The sequence below is a fragment of the Nocardia sp. NPDC058499 genome (assembly GCF_042719915.1).
Classification (GTDB): Bacteria; Actinomycetota; Actinomycetes; order Mycobacteriales; family Mycobacteriaceae; genus Nocardia.
Genome location: NZ_JBHXMZ010000009.1, coordinates 148,657 through 166,513 on the forward strand (window position 1 = coordinate 148,657; position 17,857 = coordinate 166,513).

The following is a 17,857-nucleotide window of genomic DNA, read 5'->3' on the forward strand; positions in this document are numbered from 1 at the left end:
CATGGATATCACCTATCCCGCCGAAGCAGAGGCGTACCGCGGAACGATCCGTGCGCTGCTCGAATCGAAGCTGCCGCAGGGGTGGCGCGGTATCGGCGCGCTGTCGGAAGCCGAGCAGGAAGAATTCCTGGCGAGCTGGCGCAAAGTGCTCTCCGACAACGATCTGCTCGCCGTCTCCTGGCCGCAAGAGTACGGCGGGGCCGGCCTCTCGAGTATCGAACAGGTGGTGCTGAACGAGGAGCTCATGCGGCTCGGCGTACCGGACGGCACCGAGAACGACACCCTCGGTATCAAACTGCTCGGCAACACCATGACCGTACTCGGCACCGAGGAGCAGAAGCAGTACTTCCTGCCCCGGGTGCTGTCCGGCGAACATATCTGGTGCCAGGGTTATTCGGAGCCCGAAGCCGGTTCGGACCTGGCCGGGATGCGCACCCGCGCCGTGCGCGAGGGCGACGAATGGGTGATCAACGGCCAGAAGACCTGGACCTCGCAGGGGCACCGGGCCAATTGGATCTTCGTGATCGCCCGCACCGATCCGGCGGTGGCCAAACACAAGGGGTTGTCGTTCCTGCTGGTGCCGATGGACCAGCCGGGGGTCGAGGTGCGGCCGATCGTCAACGCGGCAGGCTATGTCGCGTTCAGCGAGGTCTTCTTCACCGACGCGCGGACACCCGCCTCCTATGTTCTCGGCGGTGTGAACGGCGGCTGGAATACGGCCAACACCCTGCTCGGCTTCGAGCGCGGGGTGCGGGCGACCACCGACGCCGTCCGCTTCGGCCGCGAGGTCGAACGGCTCATCGAACTGGCCCGGGAGCGCGGTCTCACCTCCGACCCGCGGATTCGCGCCGAACTGGCCTGGTGCTGGTCGCGGGTGCAGACCATGCGCTTCCGCGGCTACCGCGCGCTCACCAAACTGCTCAACGGCGGTTCCTACGGTGTGGACGGTTCGTTCTCCAAGGTGATCTGGAGCGAATTCTTCCAGCGGCTCACCGAGGTCGGAATGCAGATTCTCGGCCTCGAGGTACTCACCCCGACCGGCGGCGGCAACGACGGCATGCTGGTGACCCCCAATCCCGGCGCCGACAATTCGTCGCGCTGCTGGACCGATATCGCGCTCTACGCCCGCGCCGCCACCATCTACGGCGGTAGTTCGCAGATCCAGCGCAACATCATCGGCGAACAGCTGCTCGGGTTGCCGAAGGAACCCCGCCTCGACGGCGGCCCCTTCCAGGACATCGGACGCCGTAAGAGCGCCTGACCCGCTGCTTTCCGCCATCACCGTGGCGGAACGGAAGAACGGAAAGTTACACCGTGTACTTCGCTTTCGACTGCGACCAGGAGGAGTTCCGGAGCTCGCTGCGCCGTCTCCTGTCCGAACGTGCCCCGATGACCCGCGTGCGCGAGGTCGCCGAACACGGCACCTACGACGCCGAGACCTGGCAGCTGCTGACCTCGAACATGGGGATTCCGGGCCTGCATATCGCCGAGGAGTTCGGCGGCGGCGGGTTCAGTGTCCTCGAAACCGTGATCGTCGCCCAGGAACTGGGCCGTGCGCTCACCCCGGTGCCGATGCTCACCACCACCGGCGCCATCGAAGCCGTCCTACGGCTCGGCAGTGCCGAACAGCATCGGGCTCTGCTGCCGAAACTCCTCGACGGCAGCGTGATCGGCACCCTCGCGCTCAGTGGAGCCCAAGACACCACGGCAGGCGCCGCCCAGGTACGCGCCACCGGCGACCCCGCCGCCGCGCTGCTCACCGGCCGGCTCGACTACGTCGCCTTCGGGCATGTGGCCGACCTGCTGGTGATACCCGCGCTGACGCCGGCCGGGGACACGGTGGCCCTGTATGTCGTCGAAACCGGGGCAGCCGGGGTGAGTGTGACGGCGCAACCGTCACTGGATCCGACCCGTCCCGTCGCGACCGTCGAATTGGCCGATACCCGTGCCGCCCTGCTGGGTTCGGACCCGGAAGCTATCGGCCGCGTCGTCGATCTGGTCCGCACACTGCTCGCGAACGAGGCACTCGGTGCGGCCGAGGCCGTGCTCGAAATGGCCGTGGCGTATGCCAAACAACGCGTCCAATTCAACCGCCCGATCGGTTCGTTCCAGGCGATCAAGCACAAATGCGCCGATATGGCGATCGCGATCGACGCGGCGCAGGCGACGGTGATGTACGCGTCGATGTGCGCCGAAGAGGACAACGAGGAATTTCCCCGCGTAGCGGTCATGGCGAAATCGCAGGCGGCGGAATGCCTGTCCCTGTGCGCGTCGCAGAACATCCAGATCCACGGCGGTATCGGGTTCACCTGGGAAGCCGACCCGCATCTGTACTTCCGCCGGGCGAAGGCCACCGAGCCCCTGTTCGGCGACCACGCCCACCACACCGACCTGCTCGCCGACCTCGTCGGCATCTGATCCGCGCCGCTGCCGATCCGGCACCTGCCGGTTTCGCAGTACGACGGTAGCCGCGCCGGAGTCACAAGGGCCCTGCAGTGCATAGGCGGGCGAGTTCGAGTCCCCCTGGTGGTACGACGGAACCGATGGACGGTGAGCGTGGTCCGGAGCCCCGGAAGGGCGGCAATCGCCCGCATCGGCTGACCCCGGGGCGGTGCCGCAGCCGCACGAGTCGGACATGTCGAGGGCTTCCCGCCAATTATCGCGCGAAAGCTGTTACACCCTGAATGAAGGTGGCGCGTACCGCGTCGGAGGTGGGGGCCAGGAACATTCGCTCGATCGGCCGGTCCAGGAGGACGAGGTCGGCCGGCGCGCCCGCCGCCACGGTGCGGGCCGGGCCGCCGGGGTTGTGTAGCGGCGCGAGATAGCGGCCGAGGGCCGTGGGCGCCCCGAGTGTTTCGGTGGCGCCCACCACGGCACCATCGGGCGCGCGGCGCGCGACGGCCGCGGCGATCACCTGCCAGGGGTCGAGCGGTCCGTACGGGGCGTCACTGGAAAGGGCCAGCCCGACACCGCCGTCCGTCAGGCTCCGGCAGCGATACAGGTCGGGTAGGTCTTCGGGTTCGGTCCGGCGCCGGTAGTCGTCGCCCCGATCGGCGAGGAAACCCGGCTGGGTCACCACGGTGATCCCGAGGCGGTTCAGGGTCCCGATGGATTCCGCCGGAATCAGCGCTCCGTGTTCTATCCGGTCACCCGGGACGGTACCGGTGTCGTCGAATGCGGCGAGCAGGATGAGCAGCGCCTCGCGGCTCACGCAGTGCACGGCGACCGGGCGGCCGAGCGCGTGGGCGCGTGCGATGGTGGCCACCAGGGTGTCGATATCGGGGAGCCCGGAATCGGCCAGCACGATCTTGTACGCGCCGGTGGTGATGTCGGGACCGCCGGTGTGACCGAGCGGAACGCCGAGGAGATTCAGGTGCTGGGGGAGCGCGCCGGTCCGCCGCGCGGCGATCAGTGCGGCGAGGGTGTCCTGCGGGAGATCGGGGGTCGCATCGGTGATCCCGGTGATCCCGTAGCGGGCTAGCCGGGCGCCGATCTCCGTGAGGTCGGGTGGTCGGGTATCGGGCAGTCGCGACCGCAGCCAGGTATCCGCGCGCCAGACCCGCCCCGTGGCGTGCCCGGAGTCATCGCGTTCCACCCCGGGTTCGGTCGCGGTATCGAGGCCGACGAGGCCGGCGGCTGCGGAGTTGAGAATCCACATCGCGCCGCTGCGATGCTGCATGCGGACCGGGCGGTCACGGCACAAGGTATCGAGTCCGGCCGAATCGAGTAACCCGGCAACCGTTTCGGCATAGCCGACTCCCCGGATCCATCCGTTCCCCGGTGCGGTGGCGAACGCGCGGGCGAGGTCGCCGGCGGTATGCGCGTGCGGGGGTCCGCACCGCACCGAGTTCGTATCCGCGGCCAGGGCGTGGAGATGCAGGTGGTGGTCGTGCAGTCCCGGCAGTAGTGCCCCACCGCCGGCCTCCAGAGTCGGTAGGCCGGTTGCCGGCAGGTGGGGCCCGATCGCGGCGACGGCGCCACCGCGGATCAGGACGTCGGCACGGCTCCCGGCGGATATCTCTGCGCAGCGGATCAGCAGCTCCGTCACCCGGGCCGTACCCCCAGCTCGGCGAGAACGGCGGTGGTGTCGCGGCCGCTCTCGGGTGCCACGCCGCTCGGTTCGCGCCGCTGCGGGGCAAGGACTGCCGAACCGTCTACCGGCACGGCGGTCGAGCCGGAATCGAGGGTCGCGGCGACCACCGCCGACATGGAGATATCCCATAGATGGCCGGAACCGCCGGCGGGCGCCGACATGGCCAGGACCGCCGCCGTCAGGCCCGTCAGCGGATCGGCGATCGCATCGCCCACGAACAGCGGTGTGTTCCCGCCGAACCGGGCCACCAGGCCCGCGGTCGCGGCGATATCGTCGCCGAAACCGATCCGGTTCGATGCCCGGCCGTGCGCGGTGATCGAGACCCATGTGCCGCCGGATTCGACGAATTCCGCCGCGTCCAGCCCGAAACCGGCGAGCGCGCGCGGCCGGGACGCCTCGATCACGATATCGGCGGATTCGACGAGGTCGTGCAGGGCGCGACGCTGCTTGTCGTCACCGGGATCGAGGACCACGGATTCGTGACCGCCGTGCAGCAGCCGGTAGAACTCGGGATCCCCGCGGCGGGCGCCGTCGGGCCGCACCGGAGTTTCGACTTTGATCACGCGGGCGCCGGCCAGTCCGAGCAGATGGGCGCACAGCGGACCCGCCCACAGCGCGCTGAAGTCGACCACGCGCAGTCCGGCCACCGGGCGCACGCCGAACGGTTCCGGGACCCCGGTGGTGACGGTATCGATCGGGCCCGCCGCCAATCCCAGCAGCTCCGCGCCTTCGGCGAGTTCGGCGCCGGTATGTGTCCGCAACCAGTCCGTCACCGCCGGCCACGGATCGTCGCCGATATCGGCGCATACGAGGGCACCGAGCAGAACGGGGTCGTCCGGGCGGGCACAGCTGACGGCGGCCCAGCCGTCGGCGGTGGGCAGTAGGCGGCAGTGGCGGCCGGCCGATATCGTGCCGCCGCGGCGGGAGCCGGTGAATGCGGCGCGTTCGGACAGCAACCGCGCACCGTCCAGGCGGACCCGGCCGTCGGTGATCGCCGCGAGACGGTCGGTATGCCGCCGGGCCGCCGACGCCGCAGAGCCGGGGGGAACGAGCGGCGGCCCCTCGGGGTGCCCGGTGAGCGCGGTGATACCGCTGTCCAGCCAGTCGCGTATTCGCTGCGAGTTTTCTACCGCCGCCTCGGGCACCGCCCGATGCTACCTCATACTAATAATCATGCGCAGGGATAATTGAGGCGCATAGATATTGACATGACCGAAATTCAGACGCATGATTAGCATCATCACAGTGAGGCGGCTCACTCCCATTGCGAGGGTTGTGTGTGCACGAACCAACCCGCTCGCATCGTGTTCCAGCCGTCAGTTCCATTCGAGGGAGACTCAGTGTCGAAGTTCTTCACCCGCGCGGGCACAGCCGGTCGTGTCGGTGCTCTCGCTGCCGCCGGTGCGCTGGTGCTCGCCGGTTGCGCCGAATCGAGCCTCGGCGGCGCGAACGGCGGCGGCACGAGCGTCGCCTACGGTGCCACCAAGGCCGAGTACCAGGCGGCCTTCGCGGATATGGACACGATCCTGCTGCATACGCAGTCGCCGGGTGCCAAGGGGTCGGTCGCCGGATCGTTCGTGGAGAAGTACGTCGCCGCCGTGGAGGACTGGTCCGGCGGCAAGATCGACTTCGACGTCGCGTACTCGGATGCCATCGCCAAATCCACCGAGATCGACGACGCGATCAGCGACGGCCGCCTCGATATGGGCCAGGTCCTCACGGTCTACGAACCCAAGGAATTCCCCGCATCGGCCGCCCTGCTCGACGCCGGGGTGCTGTCGGACCAGGGCGTGATCACCGGCACCATGCAATCCAACGCGTGGCCGGCCGACGTGGCCTTCTCGACGCCCGAGATCGTCGCCGAGTTCGAGGACAAGGGCCTGCACATGATGATGCCGGCCTACAACGCCGGTGTGAACGCGCTTTTCTGTGCGCAGCCCACCACCAGTCTGTCCGATTTCGCGGGCAAGAGTATCTCGGTGGGCAGTACGGTCGCCGGTGAGCAGGTGTCGGCCCTGGGCGGTACCTCCACATCGGTCGCCTACACAGAAGCCTACGAGGCGCTGCAGCGCGGGGTCATCGACTGCGCGATGGTCAGCCCGTCGGCCGCGCAGATCGGCGGCCTGATCGAAGTCGCGCCGCATACCGTCATCGATCCCGCGGCCGGTCTGGCCGTGCCCACCGGCAATATGGTGTTCAACGCCGACCTCTGGGACAACCTGCCCCTGGCCGCCCGGCAACTGCTGTGGGACCGGCTCGACGTTTTCCTCTCCGCGTCCATCGAGGACAAGATCTGGCCGGTGACGGCGAATGTCGTCAAGGAGATCGAACAGTACGGGGGAGCGGTCGCGCCGTTCGCCGACGATGCCCGTGCGCGGCTGACCGAGGCCAACGACAAGATCGTCGACGGGATCGCCGAGAACTCGGCCCTGGACGGCGCGGCATTCGCGACCGCGGTCCGCGAGAAAACCGGGAAATGGAGCGATATCATCGCCGGGCTCGGCTACGAGAACGACGCCGACTACAACGGTTTCGGCGAATGGTTTACACCCGGGAAGATCGATATCGAACCCTACGTGCAGCAGGTCTTCGATGAAGTCCTGCTCGACCGTCGGCCCGCCTGACGGCACCGGCACCTGAGCGCCCGAAAAGCCCGGTAGGACAGGAATTCCCGTCCTACCGGGCTTTTCGGCGTTCGATCAGAAGGCGCTGCGGCCACCGTCGACGGTGTAGATCCCGCCGGTGACCCAATTGGCCTCGTCGCTGGCGAGGAACAGCGCTGTCGCGGCCAGATCGTCCGGTGTGCCGAGGCGGCGCAGCGGGAAGCGGGCGGCGGCGTCGGCATCCAGCGCGGCCTGGTCGGCCTCGGGTGCGGCCGCGCCCCGGTCCACCCGCGACCGGTAGACCAGCGGTGTCGGGATGGTGCCCGGGCAGAGCGCGTTGACCCGCACATTATCGGGTCCATAGGTGACCGCCATCTGCTTGGTCATGGCAATGACCCCGCCCTTCGCGGCGGTGTAGGGGAAGATCCCGGGCAGGCCGATGAGACCGCCCATACTGGCCTGGTTGATGATCGACCCGGCCCGGCGCTCGATCATATGGGGCAGCGCGTACTTCGAGGTGAGCCACACGCCTTTGAGGTTGATCGCGATGACCCGGTCCCACTCGTCCTCGGTCGTATCGGCGGCATTGCCCGCGCCGTTGATCCCGGCATTCGCGAATACGATATCGAGCCGGTCGAACTCGGCGAGTGTTTCGGCGATCATGCGGCGGGAATCGGCGTCGGAGGTGACGTTCGCGGTCACCGGAAGCGCATGCCCGCCTGCCGTGGTGATCTCTGTGGCCACGGATTCGGCGGCCGCGGGATCGAGGTCGACGACGGCGACCGCCGCGCCTTCGGCGGCGAAGCGCAGCGCCGAGGCGCGGCCGAGTCCCGAACCCGCGCCGGTGACGAGGGCGATCTTGCCGGCCAGACGTCCGGTCGTGCTCATGGTGAAACCTCTCGTGAGTAGGTGGGTATCAGGCGAACAGGGCGGTGAACCGCCAGTCCAGCACCGGGGCGGGGGCATCGTCGCCGCGATGGGCGTACACGCACGACCGGAGGTCGAGTGTGCCACCGCCGCCGGGTAGCGCTTCGGCGGTCTCGACGTGCAGCGAACTGGTGAGGGTATCGCCTTCGTGGACGGGGCCGGTGTGATCGCAGGACTGCCAGCCCAGGACGGTCACCATATCGGGTAGCGCGCGGCAGGCCTGGGCAAGTGCGAGGCCGATCGTATGACCGCCGTAGACGAGGCGTCCGGCGGCGCCGGCCCGCTCGTCGTGATGGGTGGCGGCGATATTGAGGGTCAGGCGGGCGAGTTCGGGGGCGCCGGTGACGACGTCACCGCTGGAGGTGAAGGTCGTGCCGGCCAGCGAGGGATCGAAATGGGCGCCGGGTACGCGTGTGCGGTAGGCCGCCAGGTCCAGTTCGGCGGGGGCACTGTGCAGCGGTGCAGTTTCCGGGCCGAGGGCGGAGAGGTCGTCGGTGTGCAGCGGCGCCCCCGGCGCGGGGTCTTCGCGCAAGGGCAGCATGGCGCAGCGGTGGAAATCGAGTACCGTCGCGCCGTGCTGGTCGGTGGTGGTGATCCGCAACGCGGCCAGTCCGGTCGGCCGCCGCCCCGGCTTCGCCGAATTGTGCTTCAGCCCGGCCACTTCCGTGGTGGTATGCAAGGTGTCGCCGATACGCGGCAGCCGGTGGAATCGCAGTCCCCGGTAGAACAGATTGGCCTTGACATGGTGGGTGACCAGCGTGGACTGTCCGATCGACAGATCGGCCACGAGCCCGGGATGCGCCACGGGGGCTCCGGCGACGGCGGTGGCGAGATGCGCGTCCAGGGGGAGGCGCAGCCGGTCGCCGAGAATGCTCTGGTGGACGGCGGCGAGCCCGTCGGTGAGTGTCACCGCGGGGGCGGTATCGAAGATCTGGCCGGCCGCCAGTTCGTCGAAGTACGGGCCGCCGACGGTGCGTACGAGGTCACTGCTCATCGCCGGCTCCTGCCATCGACAGGGTGCGGCGGGCCGCTACCGCGACGGCCTCGTCCAGCATCTGGCCGTCGAGCTGGGCGGCTCCCGCGCCGCGGGCCGCTGCTTCCGCGAGGGTCGACAGCACCCGTCGCGCCTGATCGGCCTGTTCGGGGGTCGGGGTGAACGTATCGCGCACCGTGGCCCTCTGGGCGGGATGGATAATCCATTTCCCGTCGAACCCGAGGTCGGCGACCCAGCGCGTCGCCGCCCGGAAGGGCTCGTCGTCGGCGATACCGAGGAACGGCCCGTCGACGGCCTGGATACCGGCTGCCCGGGCGGCGTGCAGCACCCGGTCCTGGACGAACAGCCACTGCTGCGGGGGCACCGTGCGGACCCGGCCGAGTGCGGCACCGAGGTCGGCGTACCCGATCACGACCGCCGTCAGGCGCGGACCCGTCGCGATCTCGTCGAGGGCGGCGACTCCGGCGGGCGTTTCGATCAGCGCCTGTGCGGGCACATCGGTCCCGGCGCCGAGCAGGGAATCGGCGGCGACCAGGTCCGCACGGCTCTCCACCTTCGGGACCACGATCGAGGTGAGGGCGTCACCGAGTGCGGCGCAGGCCGCGAGATCTTCGGCGAACCAGTCGGTGGCCCGGCCGTTCACGCGGATCGAGACCGGCCGGGTCCGCCCGTACTCCCGGACCAGCTCCGAGACCAGGGACCGGGCGTCGGCCTTCAGGGCGGGGGTGACGGCGTCCTCGAGATCGAGGATCACCTCGTCCGCGCTGCCGGTGAGGGCTTTCCGTGCTTTCTTCTCGTCGGAGCCGGGGGTGACGAGTGCTGCTCGTCGGCGGATTGATCTCACGGGCGGTTCCTTCTCGATCGTGCGCTGCCTGCAGGGATATTCGCGTGGGCGGGTCGTCCGCTCCCGGGGAACGGAGAGGAGGCGGTCCGCCGGCGAAGACCATGCATATGCTTATCATGATTGACATTTTCTTTCAGCCGGTCGACTATGGCCGTACAGATCTCCGCGGGCTCGCCGGGCCCGCCACACGGTGAGGACTCCGCGCGTGAGCTACTACCTGAACGACGAAGAAGCGCTGCTGGTACGAACGGTGCGCGAGTTCATCGATCGTGAGGTGAAACCGTCGGTACAGGAGGTCGAGCACGCCAACCGGTACCCGGAAGCGTGGATCGACCAGATGAAACGGATCGGTATCTACGGTCTGGCCGTACCGGAGGAATTCGGCGGCACCCCCGTCTCGATGCCGTGCTACGTACAGGTCACCGAGGAACTGGCCCGCGGCTGGATGTCGCTGTCCGGTGCGATGGGCGGCCATACGGTCGTCGCGAAACTGATCGGCCTGTTCGGTACCGAGGAACAGAAGACGCAGTATCTGCCGAAGCTGGCCACCGGCGAAATCCGGGCGACCATGGCGCTGACCGAGCCCGGTGGCGGCTCGGATCTGCAGGCCATGACCACCCACGCGAAACGTGACGGCGACGATCTGGTGATCAACGGGGCCAAAACCTGGATCACCAACGCGCGACGGGCGGGGGTTATCGCCCTGCTCTGTAAAACCGACCCGGCCGCGACCCCGCGGCACCGGGGTATGTCGATCGTGCTCGCCGAACACGGGCCCGGGCTCACGGTCTCCCGGGACCTGCCCAAACTCGGCTACAAGGGCGTGGAGAGCTGTGAGCTGTCGTTCGACGGCTACCGCATCTCCGCGGACGCGATCCTCGGCGGCGCGCCCGGTAAAGGCTTCGCCCAGATGATGAAGGGGCTCGAAACCGGCCGGATCCAGGTGGCGTCCCGGGCGCTGGGTGTCGCCGCGGCCGCCCTCGAGGATTCGCTGGCCTACGCGCAACAGCGCGAGAGTTTCGGCGAACCGATCTGGAAGCACCAGTCGGTCGGCAACTACCTGGCCGATATGGCCACCAAACTGACCGCCGCCCGCCAGCTCACCCGGCACGCAGCCGAAATGTACGACCGTGGGGAACGCTGCGATATGGAGGCCGGGATGGCCAAGCTGTACGCCTCCGAGGTCGCGATGGAGATCGCCCTCAACGCGGTCCGCATCCACGGCGGGTACGGGTACTCCACCGAATACGACGTCGAACGCTATTTCCGGGACGCCCCGCTGATGATCGTGGGCGAGGGCACCAACGAGATCCAGCGCAATGTGATCGCGGCCCAGCTCGTCGCCCGCGGGGGTGTGTGAACCATGCGGGTTTTCCAGGGAATCGAGGAGGTGGCGGCCGCGGTCGGCACGCACCTCGGCTTCAGCGACTGGATCGAGGTGACCCAGGCCCGGATCGACGCCTTTGCCGACGCGACCGGCGACCATCAGTGGATCCACGTCGATCCCGAGCGGGCGGCCGCGGGCCCCTACGGCAGCACGATCGCGCACGGGTACCTGACACTGTCGCTGCTGCCCGCACTGGGCGCCACGATCTTCGATATCGACGGCGTGCGGATGAAGATCAATTACGGCATGAACAAGGTCCGCTTCCCCGCGCCCGTACCGGTCGGATCGAAGATCCGGTGCGGCGCCCGGCTGGAATCGCTCGAACGGACCGCCAAGGGCGCGAACCTGATCACCACCTACACCATCGAGATCGACGGCGCGCAGCGTCCGGCGCTGGTCGCCGAGGCCATCCGCGTCCTGGTTGATTGAGGAGCGAATTCCCCATGACACGCGCAGCATTGGTGGCGCCCGTCCGCACCCCCGTGGGCCGCTTCGGCGGAGCGCTGAAAGATGTACCGGCCGTGACCTTGGCGACCACCGTCATCAAAGAAACCGTCGCACGATCCGGAATCGACCCCGAACGTATCGACGATGTCGCCCTGGGCCAGTCGTACGCGAACTCGGAAGCCCCGTGTATCGGCCGCTGGGCCGCCCTCGACGCCGGGCTGCCGATCTCGGTCGCCGGATTGCAGACCGACCGCCGCTGCGGCACCGGCCTCCAGGCATTGGTGACCGCCGCGATGATGGTGCAGACCGGCGCCGCGGAGGTTGTACTCGCCGGCGGCGTGGAATCGATGAGCACCATCGAGCACTACACGACCGGCGCGCGCTGGGGCGCCAAATCCGGTGGGCTGCACCTGTTCGACCGGCTCGATCGCGGTCGCGAACGTTCCCAGCCGGAATGGCGATTCGGCCGGATCAGCGGAATGATCGAAACCGCCGAGAACGTCGCGGCGAAATACGGGATCACCCGGGCGGAATCCGATCGGCTCGCCGCGGAAAGCCATCATCGCGCCCACGCGGCCTGGGAAGCCGGGCGCTTCGACGCCGAGGTCGTACCGGTCGAGGTCACCGATCGCAAGGGTGCGGTGACGGTATTCGCCCGGGACGAGGGCATCCGGCCCGAGACCAGCGCCGATTCACTCGGGAAGCTACGGTCCATCCAGCCCGGCGGCGTGGTGACCGCGGGTAACGCGAGCCAGCAGAACGACGCCGCCGCGGCGGTGCTCGTCGTCGCCGAGGACCGCCTCGACGAACTCGGTCTCGAGCCGATCGGCTTCCTCGAAGGCTGGACGGCGGCCGGCTGCGACCCCGCCCTGATGGGCCTCGGCCCCGTCGCCGCCGTGGACAAACTGTTCGCCCGCACCGGGCACGGCTTCGCCGACTACGACCTGATCGAACTCAACGAAGCCTTCGCCTGCCAGGTCCTGGGCGTGCTGCGCGGCTGGGGCTGGGACGACCGGGACAAGTTGAACGTCAACGGTTCCGGGATATCCCTCGGCCACCCGATCGGAGCCACCGGTGTCCGCATGCTGACCACGGCACTGCACGAACTCGACCGCCGCGGTGGCGGGCGCGCGCTGCTCACGATGTGTATCGGCGGCGGCCAGGGTATGGCGGCGTCGGTGGTATCGGCCTGAGCCCGAGACCGGGCCACTTGTCAAGCGACGCGCCACTGGTATGGTCGGATTCGTTCTGACACGGGGTGCTCCGCACGAGGCGGGGCTGAGATCACACCCGAGAACCTGTCCAGGTAATGCTGACGAAGGGATGTCTTGGCGTTGTCCGCGCATACGACGGAAACCGGCCGCTTCACCGATCACCTCTGGGACCGGACGAAGGCGCTGCGCGGCGCCATCGACGATCTCGAATTCCTCCGGTTGCTCGGCGCCGGCATCCTGCCGCCCGAGGTTTTCCGCACCTATATCGAGCAGGATTCGCTGTACCTGACCGGATATTCGAAGGTGCTGGCCATCCTCTCGGCCAAGGCACCCGATGCCGAGGCCGCACGGTTCTGGGCGAATTCGGCCGCCTCGGCGGTATCGGTCGAATCCGCCCTGCACGACGAACTGCTCGGTAGCGGGAAACTGCCCGCACGTGTGGGGGAACCGGAGCATTCGGCCGCCTGCCTCGGCTACGTGTCCTATCTGATCGCGACCGCCGCCACCGAATCCTATGCCGTGGGCGCGGCGGCGGCGCTGCCGTGTTTCTGGATATACGCCGAGGTCGGGCGGGATCTGGCCGCCCGCGCGGCCGCCGTCCTCGCCGCCGATCCCGACCACCCCTACGCGCGGTGGGTGGCCACCTACGGCGACGAGGAGTTCCAGGAATCGGCGGCCGCGGCCCGGACCATGGTCGACGCGGCGGCGGAGGTCGCGAGTGAACGGGAACGCGCGGCCATGAGGACGGCGTTCACCGTCGCCACCCGGTACGAGCTGATGTTCTGGGATACCGCCCTGCATCCGCAGCCGTGGCCCGCCCCGTGAGCGGCCGCCTCCGCCGGATCCTGGCCACGGCCGCCGCCGCGCTGGTAGCGCTGTCGGCGCTCACCGCCTGCACCGCGGGAACCGACGACGACACCATCCGCTTCGCTCTGGACTGGACGCCGAATACCAACCACACCGGGTTGTTCGTGGCACAGCAGCGGGGCTGGTTCGCCGAAGCCGGCCTGGACGTGGAGATCCTGCCGTACAACAACACGGCCGTCGATACGGTCATCGACGCCGGTAACGCCGAATTCGGTATCAGCACCCATAATTCGTCGACCTTCTCCCGGGCGTCCGGCGGGCATACGCTCTCGGTGCTCGCGCCGCTGCAACACTGGGCGACCGGTATCGGAGTCGAGGCGGACCGTGCCGATATCACATCCCCGAAGGACCTGGACGGCAAGACCTATGCCGGTTTCGGTGATCCGGGCGAGGTGGAAGCGCTGCAGCAGGTGATCCGCAACGACGGCGGTACCGGCGAATTCGAATCGGTCACCCTGGGGACTTCGGCGTACGAGGCGGTCTATTCCGGACAAGCGGATTTCACCGTCTCCTACCTCGCCTGGGAGGGGATCGAGGCCGAACACCGCGGCACACCCATGAAGTACTTCCGCTACACCGATTACGGTTTCCCCGATGCCTACGCCATCGTGATCGACGCCAACCAGGACTGGCTGACAGCCAATCCCGACCGCGCGGCGAAATTCGTCCAGGCGCTGCAACGCGGATACCAGTTCGCCGCCGACGAACCCGCGGCCGCCGCCCAGGACCTGCTCGACGCCAACCCCGGTGCCTTCCCCGACGAATCGCTGGTGTTCGAGAGTCAGCGCATGCTGGCCGAGCAGTTCATGAAAGACCCCGAGGGCCGGGTGGGCACCCAGACGCGCGAGCAGTGGGCGGCGAATTCCGGTTTCCTGTTCGACAAAGGCCTGCTCACGGGTCCGGACGGTGCACCCTTGGCCGAGGAACCCGACTGGTCGACGTATTTCACCGATGAATATCTCGCCTCCCCGTAGCACCGCGGCGCCCGGCACTCCACCGTCGCCCGCATCATCCGGTTCGGGGTTCGCGGCGCTCGGCCGCCTGGTGCCGGCGTTCGTGACGGTGGCGGTTCTGGTCGCCTGCTGGCAGGTCTACGTGCAGGTCAGTGGTATCCGTCCGCAACTGCTCCCGTCACCTCTGCGTGTGCTGGAACAGGGGTGGACACACCGCGACGAAATAGCCGTCCACGCCGCCGCCACCCTGCAGGTGACCGCCACCGGTTTCGCGTTGTCGCTGAGCCTGGCCTGGCTACTGGCCGTGGTGGTCGATTTCTCGCCCTGGCTGCGCCGTGCGTTCGTCCCGCTGTTCGTGGCCTCGCAGACCTTGCCGATCATCGCGATAGCGCCGTTGATGATCATCTGGTTCGGGTTCGGACTGCTGCCGAAGGTCCTCGTCGTCGCGCTGGTCACCTTCTTCCCGATGGCGATCGGCCTGATCGAAGGTTTCGCCGCGGCCGACCGGGAAGCGGGCGCCCTGCTGCGCAGTATGGGTGCTTCACGCGCGCAGATCTTCCGCTATGTGCGCCTACCCTCGGCGATACCCCGGTTCTTCACGGCGCTGCGGATCGGGATCACCTACGCCGTGGTCGGCGCCGTGTTCGCCGAGTACGTCGGGGCACGCCGAGGGCTGGGCATCTACATGAGCCTGCAGAAGAACTCGTTCCGCACCGACCTGGTACTGGCGGCCGTGTTCGTGACAGCGCTGATCAGCATCGCGCTGTACCTGCTGACGTTCGCCGTCGAGCGGATCGTCGCGCCGTGGTCGCGCACCGAGAACAGGAGCCACCGTGGCTGATCCGCACGGTAACCGGCTCGTCGTCGACTCCCTCGGCAAATCGTTCGCGCTACCCGGCCGGCAGCAGGGGCACCGACAGGTTCTGGCCGGTGTGTCGTTCACCGCGCAGCCCGGCGAGTTCGTCTCCGTCATCGGTCCGAGCGGGTGTGGTAAGAGCACCCTGTTCAATACGCTGGCCGGGCTGGAAACCCCCGATTCGGGCCGTATCCGCTTCGGCGACGAGACCCGGCCCGCGGCCGCGCACTGCGCCTACATGCCGCAGAAAGATCTGCTCTTTCCGTGGCGAACTGTTCTCGACAACACCATTCTCGGACTCCAGGTGCACGGTGTCGCGAAAGCGGAGGCCCGGCGCCGGGCGCTCGAACTGTTCGATGCCTTCGGACTGTCCGGATTCGAGGATGCCCGCCCGTCCCAGCTGTCCGGCGGTATGCGGCAGCGTGCGGCGCTACTGCGCACCGTCGTCCAGGAACGTGAATTGCTACTCTTGGACGAGCCTTTCGGTGCGCTCGATTCGCTGACCCGCACCGAGATGCAGGGCTGGTTACAGGACGTCTGGCAGCGCTATCGCTGGATGGTGCTGATGATCACCCACGATATCCGCGAGGCGGTGTACCTGTCGGACCGCGTCGTCGTCCTGTCCACCTGCCCGGCCACGGTACGCCGCGAGGTGCGTGTCGATCTGCCCCGGCCACGCACCCTGTCCATGATCACGGAGCCGGAGTTCGCCGCATCGGAGCAGGAATTGCTCGATGTACTGACAGCGGAAACACCTCCGCCGCCGGGCCGGATTTCTTCTCGGCGATCGTGACCCCACAGGGCCCGTCCGGCCGGTTATGCCGAATCAGGAGAAGACCATCGGCATTCGGCCTGCTCGGACGGGAGTGTCGGTGCGCTGTGCCAGGATGCGCGTGTGGGTGACTTCTTCGAACGGATCGTCGACCTCGACGTGACCGCGTCCGACGCGAGTGCGCTGGCCGAGCACATGGTGGACTGGATGGTGTCGCGGCGCTGGCTGCTCCGGGAGACTTCGCGCGACGCGATGTACAGCCTCCAGGCCGACGAAGGCTATGTGCCGGGCCCGGACTGGTCGCAGATCACCCAGGATTGGGGCGCCGACTGGATTCCCGCCCCCGTCGCCGTCATCGTCGGCCGCCACGACCACTACGCCGGGCAGGGTTGTATCGAACCGGCGTCCGCGGTCTGCCCGCGGTGCCGGACCACCACCGTGATCATCGACTACCCGCAGCAGTGGGAGGCCGATCCCGCCGTATGGCAACCGTTCTCGGAAGCGATCGACGCCTGGAAACACACGGGCACCGGCGCGGCGACCTGTTCCTCCTGTGCCCTGGCGAGCTCCATCACCGGCTGGCAGTGGGACGACGGCTTCGCCTTGGGGGCACTTGCCTTCGACTTCTGGGGCTGGCCGCCTCTGACCGAGGAATTCCTCACCGAATTCGCTGCCCGCCTGGGGCATCGGATCGAACATCACACCGGCAAGTTCTGATCCGCGACGGCCGGCTGCGCGACGCGAATACGCCGCGGTGCTCATTGCGATGCCGTAGACCGAATTCCGCTGCCCGGCCGGCCCGGTGACGACTCATTCCGGTAGTGGATGGGCTTCGAAGAAATCCCAGATCAGCTGCGTGGCGTCGATCGAGGTGGTGTTCTTGCCGACGAAGATCTCCGGGAACGGGACCGCGGTGTCTCCGGGCCAGACATGACCGCCGCCCTGGACGGAATACAGCTCGACGTCGGCACCGGCGGGGCAGGGATAGCGTTCGCGGTAGACATCGGGTGCTATCTGCTGCCGGTCCGGTTCGGCGCCGCAACCGTTGCGCCGCGCCCATCCTGCGACGCTCTCCGGAACGCTCGCGGGACCCGGCCCGTTGACCGTGGGACCGTTGCGCTCGGTGCCCACGGAGGATCCGGTGCCGTCGGGAGAGGGCAGTAAGCGGGCATTGGGCCCCGCGCCCCCGGTATAGGCGACGATCGGGTCCGCGGTGCCGTGGAAGGCGATAACCGGCACCGGCCGGGAAGTCTTGCACCAGGCGAAATCCTGTACTCCCGCGACCGGTGCGATGGCCGCTATCCGGTCGGACAGGTGGCAGGCCAGCGACGAGGTGGTGAACGCGCCCATGGACAGCCCGGCGGCGAAGATACGCCGGGTGTCGACGCATTGGGTCGCGCCGATGTGGTCGATCAGCCCGGCGAGCCACTGCATATCGGCAGCCTGCGGTTCGAAATTCCAGCGCGGTGGACCGGGCTGGTCGAGTTGGGGGGTGACGGTGATGAATCCCTGTGCGGCCCCGTAGTCGCCGAAACCGCTGGAGGCGTGCGCGATCACGGCCGGCTCCAAATAGCCGTGCAGGTCGAGAACGACAGGGCGCGGCCCCGGAGCTGCGGGGATATCCCGGATATAGCTTCCGGCCCGGCCGGCGGCCGCGAAGTGCTCGAGCGTGCGGCCGGGTGCGGCCGGTGCCGCGGTGCATCCGGGCGACGGGGCGGCGGAAACGTCTTCTGCGTTGGCGACGCCTGCGAACAGGGTGAACGGTCCGAGCATTGCGATGGCCGCGGCGGCGATCCCGAGGGCGCGGATCGAGGTGTGCCACCGGGTCCGCCGGGATCGTGCCACCCGGCCCGGCAGACCGGAAACGGTATTCCACTTCACGGAAGTGAGTTTCTCACGG

General features: G+C 68.2%; 17 protein-coding genes and 1 riboswitch. Of the genes, 11 read left to right on the top strand and 6 right to left on the bottom strand.

The window, feature by feature from the left end:
• Position 1: 1 nt before the first annotated feature.
• Together ACFWPH_RS25495 and ACFWPH_RS25500 are read left to right on the top strand one after the other, a co-directional pair.
• A complete protein-coding gene (locus ACFWPH_RS25495; RefSeq protein ID WP_378754630.1) occupies positions 2–1,261 on the top strand; it encodes an acyl-CoA dehydrogenase family protein in 1,260 nt (419 codons plus the stop codon).
• 53 nt (positions 1,262–1,314) lie between these two features.
• The gene (locus tag ACFWPH_RS25500; protein ID WP_378754631.1) at positions 1,315–2,418 is read left to right on the top strand and encodes an acyl-CoA dehydrogenase family protein; all 1,104 of its coding nucleotides are present in this window, start codon (positions 1,315–1,317) and stop codon (positions 2,416–2,418) included.
• Positions 2,419–2,656: 238 nt separating this feature from the next.
• Here the strand turns inward: ACFWPH_RS25500 and ACFWPH_RS25505 are convergent, their stop codons facing one another.
• Both ACFWPH_RS25505 and ACFWPH_RS25510 read right to left on the bottom strand, forming a co-directional pair.
• Positions 2,657–4,048, bottom strand: a complete 1,392-nt coding sequence (locus ACFWPH_RS25505; protein ID WP_378754632.1) for an amidohydrolase family protein — start codon at positions 4,046–4,048, stop codon at positions 2,657–2,659.
• Complete coding sequence (locus ACFWPH_RS25510; protein WP_378754633.1) at positions 4,045–5,238, bottom strand: CoA transferase; 1,194 nt, start codon at positions 5,236–5,238, stop codon at positions 4,045–4,047. The genes ACFWPH_RS25505 and ACFWPH_RS25510 overlap by 4 nt, the downstream gene beginning before the upstream one ends.
• Before the next feature lie 195 nt (positions 5,239–5,433).
• Here ACFWPH_RS25510 and dctP point away from each other — a divergent pair, with 195 nt between their 5' ends.
• Complete coding sequence (gene dctP, locus ACFWPH_RS25515; protein ID WP_378754634.1) at positions 5,434–6,717, top strand: TRAP transporter substrate-binding protein DctP; 1,284 nt, start codon at positions 5,434–5,436, stop codon at positions 6,715–6,717.
• 75 nt (positions 6,718–6,792) lie between these two features.
• On the opposite strand, the gene ACFWPH_RS25520 is transcribed toward dctP, so the two are convergent.
• From ACFWPH_RS25520 to ACFWPH_RS25530, 3 genes are read right to left on the bottom strand one after another with little or no spacing between them, the layout of a single operon-like run.
• Positions 6,793–7,584 carry an SDR family NAD(P)-dependent oxidoreductase gene (locus ACFWPH_RS25520; protein WP_378754635.1) on the bottom strand — a complete coding sequence of 264 codons (792 nt, stop codon included), beginning with the start codon at positions 7,582–7,584 and terminating at the stop codon, positions 6,793–6,795.
• Positions 7,585–7,612: 28 nt separating this feature from the next.
• Entirely contained in the window at positions 7,613–8,617 is a 1,005-nt protein-coding gene (locus tag ACFWPH_RS25525) for a MaoC family dehydratase (RefSeq protein WP_378754636.1), read from the bottom strand.
• Complete coding sequence (locus tag ACFWPH_RS25530) at positions 8,607–9,461, bottom strand: HpcH/HpaI aldolase/citrate lyase family protein (protein ID WP_378754637.1); 855 nt, start codon at positions 9,459–9,461, stop codon at positions 8,607–8,609. Before ACFWPH_RS25530 ends, ACFWPH_RS25525 begins: the two co-directional genes overlap by 11 nt.
• Positions 9,462–9,666: 205 nt before the next feature.
• Between ACFWPH_RS25530 and ACFWPH_RS25535 the strand changes: the two genes are divergently transcribed.
• The 8 genes from ACFWPH_RS25535 (at position 9,667) to ACFWPH_RS25570 (ending at position 16,674) form a co-directional block, all read left to right on the top strand.
• Positions 9,667–10,821, top strand: coding sequence for an acyl-CoA dehydrogenase family protein (locus ACFWPH_RS25535; RefSeq protein ID WP_378754638.1), 1,155 nt, complete (start codon positions 9,667–9,669; stop codon positions 10,819–10,821).
• A 3-nt stretch (positions 10,822–10,824) separates the two neighbouring features.
• Complete coding sequence (locus tag ACFWPH_RS25540) at positions 10,825–11,277, top strand: MaoC family dehydratase (protein ID WP_378754639.1); 453 nt, start codon at positions 10,825–10,827, stop codon at positions 11,275–11,277.
• A 14-nt stretch (positions 11,278–11,291) separates the two neighbouring features.
• On the top strand, positions 11,292–12,488 hold the full coding sequence (locus ACFWPH_RS25545) for an acetyl-CoA C-acetyltransferase (protein WP_378754640.1): 1,197 nt from the start codon (positions 11,292–11,294) through the stop codon (positions 12,486–12,488).
• A 51-nt stretch (positions 12,489–12,539) separates the two neighbouring features.
• Positions 12,540–12,636, top strand: a riboswitch (TPP riboswitch).
• The gene (locus ACFWPH_RS25550) at positions 12,630–13,334 is read left to right on the top strand and encodes a TenA family protein (protein WP_378754641.1); all 705 of its coding nucleotides are present in this window, start codon (positions 12,630–12,632) and stop codon (positions 13,332–13,334) included. Its footprint overlaps the riboswitch before it by 7 nt.
• Positions 13,331–14,350: an ABC transporter substrate-binding protein gene (locus tag ACFWPH_RS25555; protein WP_378754642.1), complete on the top strand. Its 1,020-nt coding sequence runs from the start codon at positions 13,331–13,333 to the stop codon at positions 14,348–14,350. The genes ACFWPH_RS25550 and ACFWPH_RS25555 overlap by 4 nt, the downstream gene beginning before the upstream one ends.
• A complete protein-coding gene (locus ACFWPH_RS25560) occupies positions 14,328–15,170 on the top strand; it encodes an ABC transporter permease (protein WP_378754643.1) in 843 nt (280 codons plus the stop codon). The genes ACFWPH_RS25555 and ACFWPH_RS25560 overlap by 23 nt, the downstream gene beginning before the upstream one ends.
• Positions 15,163–15,978: an ABC transporter ATP-binding protein gene (locus ACFWPH_RS25565; protein WP_378754644.1), complete on the top strand. Its 816-nt coding sequence runs from the start codon at positions 15,163–15,165 to the stop codon at positions 15,976–15,978. Before ACFWPH_RS25560 ends, ACFWPH_RS25565 begins: the two co-directional genes overlap by 8 nt.
• Positions 15,979–16,080: 102 nt before the next feature.
• A complete protein-coding gene (locus tag ACFWPH_RS25570; protein ID WP_378754645.1) occupies positions 16,081–16,674 on the top strand; it encodes a hypothetical protein in 594 nt (197 codons plus the stop codon).
• Positions 16,675–16,767: 93 nt separating this feature from the next.
• Here ACFWPH_RS25570 and ACFWPH_RS25575 read toward each other — a convergent pair whose 3' ends face one another.
• Entirely contained in the window at positions 16,768–17,838 is a 1,071-nt protein-coding gene (locus ACFWPH_RS25575) for an alpha/beta hydrolase family esterase (protein WP_378754646.1), read from the bottom strand.
• Positions 17,839–17,857: the final 19 nt, after the last annotated feature.